11 protein-coding genes are annotated in these 11,708 nt (G+C 73.2%); 7 read left to right on the forward strand and 4 right to left on the reverse strand.

The features are described from left to right. Positions 1–68 precede the first annotated feature (68 nt). The 3 genes from ACQP10_RS05830 to ACQP10_RS05840 all read right to left on the reverse strand — a co-directional run bounded on the left by ACQP10_RS05830 (position 69) and on the right by ACQP10_RS05840 (position 3,190). Entirely contained in the window at positions 69–1,715 is a 1,647-nt protein-coding gene (locus tag ACQP10_RS05830; RefSeq protein ID WP_433541004.1) for a phospho-sugar mutase, read from the reverse strand. Positions 1,716–1,837: 122 nt separating this feature from the next. Further along, on the reverse strand, positions 1,838–2,641 hold the full coding sequence (locus tag ACQP10_RS05835; protein WP_346021834.1) for a purine-nucleoside phosphorylase: 804 nt from the start codon (positions 2,639–2,641) through the stop codon (positions 1,838–1,840). 96 nt (positions 2,642–2,737) lie between these two features. Then, positions 2,738–3,190 carry a gamma-glutamylcyclotransferase gene (locus tag ACQP10_RS05840; RefSeq protein WP_189246679.1) on the reverse strand — a complete coding sequence of 151 codons (453 nt, stop codon included), beginning with the start codon at positions 3,188–3,190 and terminating at the stop codon, positions 2,738–2,740. Positions 3,191–3,331: 141 nt separating this feature from the next. Between ACQP10_RS05840 and ACQP10_RS05845 the strand changes: the two genes are divergently transcribed. Next, positions 3,332–4,726, forward strand: a complete 1,395-nt coding sequence (locus ACQP10_RS05845; protein ID WP_433541005.1) for an NAD(P)H-quinone dehydrogenase — start codon at positions 3,332–3,334, stop codon at positions 4,724–4,726. Between the two features lie 33 nt (positions 4,727–4,759). Here the strand turns inward: ACQP10_RS05845 and ACQP10_RS05850 are convergent, their stop codons facing one another. Beyond that, on the reverse strand, positions 4,760–5,926 hold the full coding sequence (locus ACQP10_RS05850; RefSeq protein ID WP_433541006.1) for a pentapeptide repeat-containing protein: 1,167 nt from the start codon (positions 5,924–5,926) through the stop codon (positions 4,760–4,762). A 7-nt stretch (positions 5,927–5,933) separates the two neighbouring features. Here ACQP10_RS05850 and ACQP10_RS05855 point away from each other — a divergent pair, with 7 nt between their 5' ends. The 6 genes from ACQP10_RS05855 to ACQP10_RS05880 all read left to right on the forward strand — a co-directional run bounded on the left by ACQP10_RS05855 (position 5,934) and on the right by ACQP10_RS05880 (position 11,691). Beyond that, entirely contained in the window at positions 5,934–6,386 is a 453-nt protein-coding gene (locus tag ACQP10_RS05855) for a hypothetical protein (RefSeq protein ID WP_433541007.1), read from the forward strand. Positions 6,387–6,580: 194 nt separating this feature from the next. Continuing rightward, positions 6,581–7,594 carry a LacI family DNA-binding transcriptional regulator gene (locus ACQP10_RS05860; RefSeq protein WP_179819529.1) on the forward strand — a complete coding sequence of 338 codons (1,014 nt, stop codon included), beginning with the start codon at positions 6,581–6,583 and terminating at the stop codon, positions 7,592–7,594. 89 nt (positions 7,595–7,683) lie between these two features. Further along, positions 7,684–8,523: a carbohydrate ABC transporter permease gene (locus tag ACQP10_RS05865; RefSeq protein ID WP_246423945.1), complete on the forward strand. Its 840-nt coding sequence runs from the start codon at positions 7,684–7,686 to the stop codon at positions 8,521–8,523. A 1-nt stretch (position 8,524) separates the two neighbouring features. Further along, on the forward strand, positions 8,525–9,343 hold the full coding sequence (locus ACQP10_RS05870) for a carbohydrate ABC transporter permease (RefSeq protein WP_433541008.1): 819 nt from the start codon (positions 8,525–8,527) through the stop codon (positions 9,341–9,343). 81 nt (positions 9,344–9,424) lie between these two features. After that, positions 9,425–10,732, forward strand: a complete 1,308-nt coding sequence (locus ACQP10_RS05875; protein WP_346021837.1) for an ABC transporter substrate-binding protein — start codon at positions 9,425–9,427, stop codon at positions 10,730–10,732. After that, positions 10,732–11,691: an ADP-ribosylglycohydrolase family protein gene (locus tag ACQP10_RS05880; RefSeq protein WP_179823071.1), complete on the forward strand. Its 960-nt coding sequence runs from the start codon at positions 10,732–10,734 to the stop codon at positions 11,689–11,691. Before ACQP10_RS05875 ends, ACQP10_RS05880 begins: the two co-directional genes overlap by 1 nt. The last annotated feature ends 17 nt before the right edge of the window (positions 11,692–11,708 follow it).

An 11,708-nucleotide genomic window follows, 5' to 3' on the forward strand; every position in this document is an offset into this window, starting at 1 on the left:
GGTCACCGAGAGCTCGGGCGCCGGTTCCGGGAAGGAGCGGAACCGGGCCCCACGGGGGACCCCGGTCCCTACAGGCCCAGGGCGGCCGACAGGTCGGCGCGGAGGGCCTCCAGGTCGGCGGCGGCCCGGGTCCGCGCCTCGGAGACCTCCCCGGTGACCGGGACGACGACCTCCAGATAGCACTTGAGCTTGGGCTCGGTGCCCGACGGGCGGACGACGACGCGGGCGCCGCCGGACAGCCGGTAGCGCAGGCCGTCGGTGGGCGGCAGGCCGCCCGCGCCCTCGCGCAGGTCGTCGGCGGACTCGACCTTCCGGCCGCCCAGCTCGGCCGGGGGCGTGGCGCGCAGCCCGGCCATCGCGCCGGCGATCAGGGACAGGTCGTCCACCCGGACCGAGAGCTGGGAGGTGGCGTGCAGGCCGTACCGGCGGGCCTGGTCGTCCAGCAGGTCGAGCAGGGTGCGGCCGTCGCGCTTGGCGCGGGCGGCCAGCCCGGCGACGGTCAGCGCCGCCCCGATGCCGTCCTTGTCGTGCACCGGCAGGCCGGTGTCGGTGCCGACGCTGTAGCCCAGCGCCTCCTCGTAGCCGAAGACGAGGTCGCCGCCCGCGGCCCGCATGATCCACTTGAAGCCGGTGAGGGTCTCGGCGTGGCGCACGCCGTACCCGGCGGCGATCTTGCCGAGCAGGGACGACGAGACGATGGTGGTGGCGACCAGGCGCTCGTCGCCGGAGGTGTTCCGGATCACGTGCTCGCCCAGCAGGGCGCCGAGCTCGTCGCCGGTGAGCATCCGGTGGCCGCCGTCCGGCAGGGGCACGCCCACCGCGCAGCGGTCGGCGTCGGGGTCGTTGGCCAGCACGATGTCCGCGCCGATCCGCCCGCCGAGCTCCAGCGCGAGGTCCATCGCGCCCGGCTCCTCCGGGTTGGGGAAGGCGACGGTGGGGAAGCCGGGGTCCGGGGCGGCCTGGGCGTCCACGATGACCGGGGCCTCGAACCCGGCCGCCAGGAAGGCGCCGGTCAGCGTCACCGCGCCCACGCCGTGCAGCGGCGTGTAGGCCACCTTCAGATCGCGGGCGTCCCCGATCGGCAGCGCGGTGACCGCGTCCACGTAGGAGGCCACGATCTCCTTGCCCAGCGTGGTCCAGGTGTCGTCGTCGGGGGAGCCGAGCGGCAGCCGGGAGACGTCCCCGACGGCGTCGATCGCGTCGGAGATCTCCCGGTCCACCGGCGGCACGATCTGCGAGCCGTCGCCCCAGTAGACCTTGTAACCGTTGTCCCGGGGCGGGTTGTGGCTGGCGGTGACCATCACACCGGCGTCGGCGACGAGGTGCCGCACGGCGAAGGCCAGCACCGGGGTGGGCAGCGGGCCGGGCAGCACCGAGGCGCGCAGCCCGGCGCCGGTGAGCACGGCGGCGGTGTCGCGGGCGAAGACGTCGGAGTTGTACCGGGCGTCGTAGCCGATCACGACGTGCCTGCCCGGCCCCAGCACCCGGGCCAGGCCCGCGGCGGCGCGCATGACGGTGACCCGGTTCATCCGGTTGGGGCCGGCGCCCAGCTCGCCGCGGAGCCCCGCGGTGCCGAACTCCAGCTTGGCCCCGAACCGCTCGCGCAGCGCCGCCTCGTCACCGCCCTCCAGCAGCGCGCCGAGCTCGGCGCGGGTCTCCGGGTCGGGGTCCTGGGCCTGCCAGTCCCGCGCGCGCCGTACGAGATCGCTGTTCAACGTCGCCTCCTGCCGGCGGCGGCCCGCCGCCTCCGCCGGGTCCGTCATCGGGCCGGCCCGCCCCGCGGGCCCTGCCGGGTGGTTTCTCGGCGTCCCGGCCTCCTCGCGGACCGGGACGGGGGTCAGAGCTTGTCGACGACCTTCGACAGCAGCCCGCCCATGCGCGAGGCGGTGGCGCGGCCGACCTCCAGCACCTCGTGGTGGTTCAGCGGCTCGCCCACCAGCCCGGCGCCCGGGTTGGTGACGAGCGAGATCCCCAGCACCTCGGCCCCGCCCTCTCGGGCGGCGACGGCCTCCAGCACGGTGGACATGCCGACCATGTCGCCGCCGAGGGCCCGGCACATGCGGACCTCGGCCGGGGTCTCGTAGGTCGGGCCGCGGAACGCGATGTAGACGCCCTCCGCCATCGACGGGTCCACCTCGCGGACCAGGTCGCGCAGGCGCGGGGTGTAGACGTCGGTGAGGTCGATGAAGGTGGCGCCGGTGATCGGGTTGGCCCCGGTCAGGTTGATGTGGTCGCTGATCAGGACGGCCTCGCCGACCGCCTGCGTCTCCGGGCGCAGACCGCCCGCGGCGTTGGTCAGCACGATCGTGCGGGCGCCGGCGGCGATCGCGGTCCGCACGCCGTGCACGACCGGCTCCACACCGCGGCCCTCGTAGAGGTGGGTGCGGCCCAGGAAGATCAGCGCGATCTTGCCCAGCGCGGTCCGCACCGCGCGGATCCGGCCCGCGTGGCCCGCGACCAGGGGCGGGGCGAACCCGGGCAGGTCGGTCACCGGGACCTCGGCGATCGTCTCACCGATCGCGTCGGCGGCCGGGACCCAGCCCGAACCCATCACCAGGGCGACATCGACGGACTCGACTCCCAGGGCGTCCTTGAGAGCGGTCGCGGCGTCCTCGGCGAGTGCATAAGGGTCATTCGTCACGCATCAGAGGTTACTCGCCGTCAGGGCGGCGACGCCGCACCGCGGAACGGGCACGGTCCGGTGCCGTCCGCGAGAGCGCTCGTGCCCTCCTACGGCTCAGCTCCCCAGGGAGGAGCAGGGGCGCTCGCGCAGCGCCCGGACGTAGTCGTCGGGCGCCCCGGCCTTCTCCGCCGCCTCGGCCAGGATGCCGAGGTAGCGGGCGGAGGGCAGCCCGCCCTCGTAGCCGTCGAGCACGTAGAACCAGGCCACGATCTCGCCCTCCAGGGTCTGCACCCGGAGCCTGACCTTGTGGTAGAGGCCGGCCGCGGCCCCCTCCCACTGGTCGAGGGTGGTCTCGTCCCACTCGGGCACGTCGTAGAGGACGACGAAGACCTGCTCGCCGGCCTCCTCCACGATGGTGGCGAGCGCGCCCTCCCAGCCGAGGTCGTTCCCGCCGAACGTCAGGCGCCAGCCCTGGAGCCAGCCCGATCCCCGCATGGGGGAGTGGGGGGCCCGCTGGGCCATCTGCTTCGGGTCCATGTTGCTGCCGTAGGCGGCGTAGACAGGCACGGCACCAAACACTAATCGAAGAACCGCCCGGCGATCACGCAGGCTCGGCCGGTGTCGATTTTCCCCGCCGTCGCCGTGGGTTCCGCGGCTTTCCCGGGGTACGGCGAGCCGACCGGTCCGGTAATGCGGAAGAATAGGGATGTGACAAGGATCGTTATCATCGGCGGCGGACCCGGCGGTTACGAGGCGGCACTCGTGGCCGCGCAGCTCGGCGCACAGGTCACGGTCGTCGAGCAGGACGGTCCCGGCGGGGCCTGCGTGCTCACCGACTGCGTGCCGTCCAAGACGCTGATCGCCAGCTCCGTGCGCAAGCAGGCGCTCCTCGACGCCAGCATGCTGGGCGTCCACTACACCGGCGGCCCCGACGGCGACGCCGGCGGCGTCATCGCCGACATGCCGGAGGTCAACCGGCGCGTCAAGGAGCTGGCCCGCGCCCAGTCGGCCGACATCGCGGCCAGGCTGGCGGCCGAGGGGGTCGAGGTGGTCCGGGCACCCGGGCGGCTGGTCGACCCGCAGGTGGTCAGGGCCGGCGACCGGACGATCCGGGCCGACGTGGTCATCGTGGCCACCGGCGCGACCCCGCGCATCCTCACCGGCGCCGAGCCCGACGGCGAGCGCATCCTCACCTGGCGCCAGCTGTACGACCTCGGGGAGCTGCCCGAGCACCTCATCGTGGTCGGCTCCGGCGTCACCGGCGCGGAGCTCGCGGGCGCCTACCGCTCGCTCGGCTCGGAGGTCACGCTCGTGTCCTCGCGTGACCGGATGATGCCCAACGAGGACGCCGACGCCGCGGAGGTCCTGGAGGAGGTCTACCGCCGGCGCGGGATGAACGTCATGGGCCGCTCCCGCGCGGAGTCGGTCAAGCGCACCGCCGACGGCGTGGTCGTCACGCTGGAGGACGGCCGCACCGCCGAGGGCAGCCACTGCCTGATGACGGTCGGCATGGTGCCCAACACCGCGGGCATCGGCCTGGAGGAGGCCGGGGTCACCCTCGACCGGGGCGGCTTCGTCCAGGTGGACAAGGTCTCGCGCACCTCGGCGCCCGGCGTGTACGCCGCCGGCGACTGCACCGGTGTGCTGATGCTCGCCTCGGTCGCGGCGATGCAGGGCCGGATCGCGGTCTGGCACGCGCTCGGCGAGGCGGTGCAGCCGCTCCGCCTGGCCACCGTCGCCTCCAACATCTTCACCGACCCGGAGATCGCCGCGGTGGGCGTCACCCAGAAGTCGATCGAGGCCGGCGAGATCGAGGCCACCGTCGTCAAGCTGCCGCTGGCCACCAACGCCCGGGCGAAGATGCAGGGGTTCAGCGACGGCTTCGTGAAGCTGTTCTGCCGCCCGCACACCGGCATCGTCCTCGGCGGCGTGGTGGTCGCCCCCCGCGCGTCCGAGCTGATCCTGGCGGTCTCGCTGGCGGTGCAGCAGCGGCTCACCGTCGACCAGGTCGCCCACACCTTCGCGGTCTACCCCTCGCTGTCCGGCTCCATCACCGAGGCGGCCCGCCGCCTGATGCAGCCGATGACCTCCAGCGGCATCTGACCCCGCCGGCGGTGGTCCGGGCCGCGCCGCGGCTCAGCCGCGCCGGCGGCGCCGCCATCGGGTCCGTACGGCCCAGCCCGCCAGCAGCAGGATCATGCCCGCCGCGCTGAAGGCCACCATGACGGGCCCGACGGCGGGCCGTTCCGGCAGGAGGTCCGTCTCCGGCGGTCCGACCTGGGGGTTGGACGCCGCGGACCTGGGCCGCCGGTTCCACGGGTCGCGGAGGCCCGCCGGGAAGCCCCGGGCGCCCGCCAGGTCCACGCCGCGGGCCTGGTCGAAGGTGGTCCCCTCGATGACCGCCCCGGTGAAGTCGGCGCCGCGCAGGTCGGCCTGGCCGAGATCGGCGCCGGTGAGGTCGGTGCCGGTGAAGGTGGCGTCGCCCAGCCCGGCCTGGTTCAGGTCGGTCCCGCCGAGCCTGCCCCGGGTGAAGTCGGCCCCGACCGCCGCCACCTGCTCCGCGTTGCTCTCCTCCAGGTTGGCGCCGACCAGCTTGGCCCCGGTGAGGTCGGCCTGCCCCAGGTTGGCGCGGACCAGTTTGGCCCCGGTGAGGTCGGCGTGCGGGAACCTCGCCTGCACGGCCTCGGCGTCGGCGAGGTACGCGCCGCGCAGGTCGGCGTGGTCGGCGCGCACCTCGCCGAGCTGCGCCTCGGTGAGGTCGGCGGCGCGCAGGTCGGCGTAGCGGAGCGAGGCCCCGGTGAGGTCGCTGCCGCGCAGGTCGGCGCCGCGCAGAATCGCTCCGGTCAGGTCCTCGTGGGCTAGGGTCACGCCGCTCAGTACGGCCCTGCTCAGGTCGGCGCAGCGCAGGCCGGCCGGGAGCGGGGCGCGGGTGAAGTCGCCGTCCCTCAGGTCGTGGCCCTCTCCCGGGCGGCAGGGACCGTCCCGGCCCCCGGGCGCGCCGGCCGCGGCGGCCGGGGGAGCGGGGCGCAGGACGGCGTCACCGCCGCGGCGACGAGGGCGAGGGCCGCGACGGCGGTCGCCGGGGACGCACAGACGCCGGGTACGGGCATCGGCGGCGCGGGAGCCCGGAGGCCGGGTGCGGGGGTACGGGACGGCGACGGCGCACGGGGAACCTCCTTCGGGCGGTCCCGGCCGCGCGGCGGGCCGTCGTGCCCGCCCCGGCGCCCGCTCACCCCTGCCGCGCCCTCCGTACGGCGTAGCCGCCGGGGGGAAGCAGCGGACCGTCCGGGACCTGCTGTTCATCGTCTCCGTGGTTGACCGCGAACACCCATTCGCCACGCCGTACCAGCTCAAGGGGGGACGGCTTCAGTCCCAGCAGGCGGGCGAGGTCCGCGTCGGGGAGGCGGGTGGAGACGTAGAGGGCGGTGCCGGCGCCGTACCGGTGGCGGGTGATCGCGGGCAGGCCGTGGAGCGCGGCCCCGGCGCCCCACCCGGCGTCGTGGGGCCCGATCCCTGGAGCCGGGACGGGCGTGCCGTAGCGGACCGGTGCCTCGGTGTCCCACAGGACCGCCGCCCCGGCCTCGACCGGCGCCCGGCACGCCTCCTCCGGGAGGGCAGCAGCGCGCCGAGTGTCGACGGGGACACCGTGATCACCGCCGTCCCCGAGGGGGAGGGGCTGCGGGTGATCGTCTCGGGAGGCGCGCGCGTCACGGGCGTCGAGGTGGTGGGCGCCGACGTCCCGGTCGTCCTGACCGCCGTCTAGGGGGCGGTCCCGCCCGGGGCGGGAACGGCCGCCGCGGCCCGGACGGGGTTGACCGGACTTTTGTCCGGTTTACCCGATTGTGACTTGACGCTGCCGGAAACATGGGCGTTACATGTCCTCCATCCGTAAACGTTTTCAGAGACGTGACGCCGCCTACTGAAAACGTTTACCGTCTTTGGAGGCCGAGGTGGGACATGAGTGACGAGCCGACGATCACGACGATCGCCCGGCGGGCGGGCGTGTCGATCGCCTCGGTGTCACGCGTGCTCAACGGCCTCCCCACCAGGGCGGAGACCGAACGCCGCGTGATGAGCGTGGCGCGCGAGCTCGGCTACGTGCCGAACTCGGCGGCGAGGTCGCTGAAGTCACGGCGCAGCAACCAGATCGGCTTCGCGATGGCCGACATAGGGAACCCGGTCTACCTCGCGATGGTCCGGGAGATCCAGCCGATGCTCAAGGCGGCCGGCTACCGGCTCGTCCTGCACTCCACCAACGCGGACGCGGCCGACGAGATCGACGTGCTCCGCGGCCTCGGGGAGCGGTACATCGACGGGCTCATCATGATCCCGCTGAGGGTGACCGACGGGCATCTGGAGATGTTCGCCGCCGCCCGCGCGCCCATCGTGGTCATCGGCTCCGTGCCCGAGGGCACCCCGGTGGACAACGTGCGGGTCGACTCCAGGGCCGGCGTGCGGCTCGTCGTCCAGCACCTCCACGGCCTGGGCCGGCGCCGCATCGGCTTCGTGAACGGCCCGCTGGACACCGTTCCCGGCGCGGCCCGCTCCGCCGCCTACGCCGAGGCGCTGGAGACGCTCGGCCTGCCGTACGACCGGAACCTCGTCGAGGTGGGTGACTTCTACCGCGCCGACGGCGCCCGGGCGGCGGCCCGCCTGCTCGAACGCGTGCCGGACCTCGACGCGCTGCTGTGCGCCAACGACCTGATCGCCCTCGGGGCGCTCGACGTCCTGCGGCGCGCGGGGCGGAGGGTGCCCGAGGACGTCGCCGTGGCGGGCATGGACGACACCGACCTCGCCACGATCGCCTGGCCGCCGCTCACCAGCGTCTCGCTCGGCTCGGCCGAGCGCGGCCGGGCGGCCGCCGAGCTCCTGCTCGACCGCCTGGACCGCGACGGCCGGGCGCCCCGCACGGTCACCGTCGAACCCCGCCTCGTGACCCGCGCCTCGACCATGGGGGAGGAGACTCCATGACCCTGACGGCCGAAAGAACACGGGAACCCGCGGCGGATCGCCGCGGCAGGCCCAGAAAGAGCCGGCAGGGGCGCGAGACGCTCCTCCTGATGCTGCCGGCGCTGATCCCGGTGCTGATCTTCAGCGTCGGCCCGCTGCTCTACGGCATCTACCTCGCCTTCACCGACGCCAGGTCCGGGCGCAACTCCGTGACCTCGTTCGTGGGCCTGTCGAACTTCGGCGACCTCCTCACCGACGGAGACTTCTGGGCGTCGTTCCGCATCGGCCTGATCTGGGCGGTCTCGGTCACCGTGCTGCAGTTCGTGGCCGCGCTGGGACTCGCCCTGCTGCTCAACGAGAACCTGCGGTTCCGGGCGTTCACCCGGGTGCTCGCCATGGTGCCGTGGGCGATGCCGCCGGTCGTCATCGGGCTGATGTGGCGGCTCGTCTACCACCCCAACGCCGGCATCCTCAACAGCACGCTGCAGGGGGCCGGGCTGCTCGACCACAACGTCGACTGGCTCAACGACTTCTCCATCGCCCTCCCCGCGGTGATCGTCGTCGGGATCTGGACCGGCATGCCGCAGACGACCGTCGTGCTGCTCGCGGGGCTGCAGGGCGTGCCCAGGGAACTGCACGAGGCCGGCCACGTGGACGGGGCCACGACGTGGCGCCGCTTCTGGAGCATCACGCTGCCGCAGCTCCGCCCGGTCATCGTGACGATCACCTCCCTCGACTTCGTCTGGAACATCAACCAGTTCGGCCTGGTCTACGTCCTCACCCAGGGCGGTCCGGGCGGGCAGACCCGGCTGCCGATGCTCTTCGCCTACGAGGAGGCGTTCCGCTACGGCTTCTTCGGCTACGCCGCCACCCTCGGGGTCGCGATCGTGATCGTCGTGCTGGCCGTACTGGGTCTCTACATCGGCCGGCAGATGCGGGAGGTGAGCTGACATGCGCAGGCCGCTGCAGTACCTCGCCCTCCTCGGGTACATGGTCTTCCTGGCCTTCCCGCTGCTCTGGCTGCTGTCCACGGCGCTCAAGACGTCGCAGGAGATGGCGAGCCTGACCCCGACGTGGATCCCGCGCCACCCGGTCCTCATCAACTTCGCCGACGCGTTCACCGAGCAGGACATCGTCGGCAGCGCGCTGCGCAGCCTGGTGGTCGCGGTCGCGAGCTCCGTGCTGACGGTCGTGCTCGCCCTGCCCGCGGCCTACTCCATGGCCCGCCACCGCTCGCTCGTCAACAAGTTCGCGATCGGATGGGTGCTGGTCAGCCAGGTCTTCCCGTTCATCCTGATCATCATTCCGCTGTTCATGGTGCTGCGCAGCCTGGACCTGGTGAACACGCTGCCCGGCCTCACGGTCGTGCACGTCACCTTCACGCTGCCGTTCGCGCTGTGGATGCTCCAGGGATACGTGCGGTCCGTGCCGCGCGAGCTGGAGGAGGCGGCGGCGGTCGACGGCGCGGGCCGGATCCGCGCGCTGGTGAGGATCGTGGCGCCGCTCCTCGCGCCCGGTGTGGTGGCCACGCTGCTGTTCGCCTTCATCTCCTCGTGGAACGAGTTCCTCTTCGCCCTGGTCGTCCTCAAGGACCCCGACGTGGCCACGCTGCCGCTGACCCTCGTGAAGTTCACCGGCGCCGAAGGCGTCGTGCGTCTCGGCCCGCTCGCCGCGGCGTCGCTGCTCGCCACGATCCCGAGCCTGGCGTTCTTCGCGATCATCCAGAGACGGCTCAGGTCCGGCCTGCTGGCCGGCGCCGTCAAGGGATAGCCGATCTTCAAAACCCCCCGACACCAGCGGGGCGGGCCGAGCCGGACCCGGCGGAGCCGTACCCCTCGATAGGAGAGTCCGTTGCGTACCAGAACCGCACTCGTGGCGGCCGCCACCGCGATCGCCGCCCTGACCGCCGGCTGCTCGTCGGGCGACGGTGGCGATGGCGGCAAGGCCGGTGAGCCGGTGAGCCTGAAGTTCCTGAGCCTGGCCTGGCAGAAGGAGTCCGTCGCCGCCAACAAGGAGATCGTCGACGAGTGGAACAAGGCCAACCCCGACATCAAGGTCGAGTACATCCAGGGCAGCTGGGACAACGTCAACGACCAGCTCGTCACGTCGTTCGAGGCCGGTGACCCGCCGGACGTCATCCACGACGACTCCCCGGCGCTGGCCGGCTTCGCCTCCCGCGGTTATCTCCTGGACCTCTCCGGCAAGCTGCCCGCCGACCTGAAGAGCGACATCCCGCAAGCCGCCTGGGACACCGTGACCTTCGGCGACGGCAAGGGCGGCCAGGGCGTGTACGGCGTGCCGTTCCTGCAGGAGTCGCAGGTCATCATCGCCAACAGGAAGCTGCTCGACAAGGCCGGGGTGCCCGTCCCGACCCCCGAGGACCCGTGGACCTGGGACGAGTTCGAGGAGATCAGCAAGAAGCTCACCAAGGGCGACACCTTCGGGGTGGCCTGGCCGCTGAAGACGCCGGTGAACAAGGTGCTCAACCTCGCGCTCAACTTCGGCGGCACCTTCTTCCAGACCGACGGCGCCAAGGCGACGGTCAAGGTGGGGCCCGAGGAGCGCGAGGTGATGCAGCGCGTCCACGACCAGCTCTACAAGGACAAGACCGCCGACCCGTCCGCGCTCGGCATGGGCACCGCCGACCCGCTGCCGGGTTTCTACGCGGGCAAGTACGCCATGCTCCCCGCGAGCGTCTACCTGCGGCAGCAGGTCGTCGAGCAGGCGCCGCCCGGCTTCGAGTGGGTCACGATCCCGCCGCTGAAGGGCACCAGCGCCGACCAGGGGGCCGCCTCGCAGACCCTGTCCGTCGCGGCCGACAGCAAGCACCCCGACCAGGCGACGAAGTTCATCTCCTTCTTCCTCAACAGCACCAACCAGGCCAAGCTCGCCAAGGGTGACTGGCTGCTCCCGACCAGCGTCAAGGCCGCGAGCGACCCCTCCATGACCACCGAGGAGAACGGCTGGAACGTGGCGACCGCCTCCGCCAAGAACCTCGTGGTCGCGCCCTACCTCAAGGTGAACGGGTTCGACGAGTGGAAGAGCAAGGTGGCCACCCCCGCCCTGCAGCAGTACTTCGCCAACAAGATCACCCTTGACGAGGCGGCCAAGACGCTCGTCGACGAGGGCAACAAGGTGCTGGAGCGGTACAACAAGTGATGCTGACCCGCGCCCGGGGGTGCCTGCTCGGCCTCGCGGCCGGCGACGCCCTCGGGCGCCCCGCCGAGAACCTCGCCCCGGAGGAGATCGCCCGGCGCTGGGGCCGTCTCACCGAGATCGAGCCCGGCAAAGGCGGCACCGACGACACCGAGTACACCCTCTTCGCGGCCTCCCTGCTCTGCCGGTACGGCGCGGCGATGACCCCCGCCGACGTGGCCAGGGAGTACCGCGAGCAGATCATCCCGGGCATCGACGGTCCGATGCGGGGCGCGGGCTTCTCCGAGCTCGGCGCGATCCAGGCGCTCCGCCGGGGCCTCACCCCGCCGCTGTCCGGCCTGTGGCACCCGCACGGATGGTCGGACGGGCTGGCCATGCGCGCCGCGCCGTACGGGATCTTCGCCGCCGGCCGTCCCGCGGAGGCAGCCCGGCTGGTGGCGGTGGACGGCGTGGTGAGCAACAGCGGCGAGGGCGTGTACGGAGGCCAGGCGGTCGCGGCGGCGGTGGCCGTCGCGATGACCGGCGCCGCCCCCGGCGAGGTCGTCCAGGCCGGGATCGCCGCCGTCCCCGAGGACTCCTGGACCTCCCGCAACCTGCGGGCCGCCGTCGAGGCCGTCGCCACCGGCTCGGTGGAGGAGCTGTACGCGGCCGTGGTGGTGCGCCACTACCCCTGGACGGACCTCGCGCCCGAGGCTGTCGCCCTCGCCTTCGCCGGTTACCTCATGGGGGCCGGAGAGGTGGAGGGGTCCGTCGTCTCCGCCGCCAACCTCGGCAGGGACGCCGACACGACCGCGGCCATCGCGGGCGCCCTCGCGGGGGCGGGGCGCGGCGAGGCCGCCGTTCCGGAACGCTGGGCCGCGGAGATCGGCCCGGCCACGGGAAGGTGCCTCCCGGTCGTCGCCGGGCGGCACGTGCTCGACGCGGCCACCGACCTGGTGGCGGCGACGGGGAGGGTGGCGTGAGCGTGTCCGCGGGCCGG

It is taken from the genome of Streptosporangium sandarakinum, from assembly GCF_050942225.1.
GTDB classification, from domain to species: Bacteria; Actinomycetota; Actinomycetes; order Streptosporangiales; family Streptosporangiaceae; genus Streptosporangium; species Streptosporangium nondiastaticum.

Coding starts and splice junctions, on each gene's coding strand:
- ACQP10_RS05850 (WP_433541006.1), bottom strand. CDS start 5,926: ATGAACAGCAGGTCCCGGACGGTCCGCTGCTTCCCCCCGGCGGCTACG.
- ACQP10_RS05860 (WP_179819529.1), top strand. CDS start 6,581: ATGAGTGACGAGCCGACGATCACGACGATCGCCCGGCGGGCGGGCGTG.
- ACQP10_RS05865 (WP_246423945.1), top strand. CDS start 7,684: ATGCTGCCGGCGCTGATCCCGGTGCTGATCTTCAGCGTCGGCCCGCTG.
- ACQP10_RS05870 (WP_433541008.1), top strand. CDS start 8,525: ATGCGCAGGCCGCTGCAGTACCTCGCCCTCCTCGGGTACATGGTCTTC.
- ACQP10_RS05880 (WP_179823071.1), top strand. CDS start 10,732: ATGCTGACCCGCGCCCGGGGGTGCCTGCTCGGCCTCGCGGCCGGCGAC.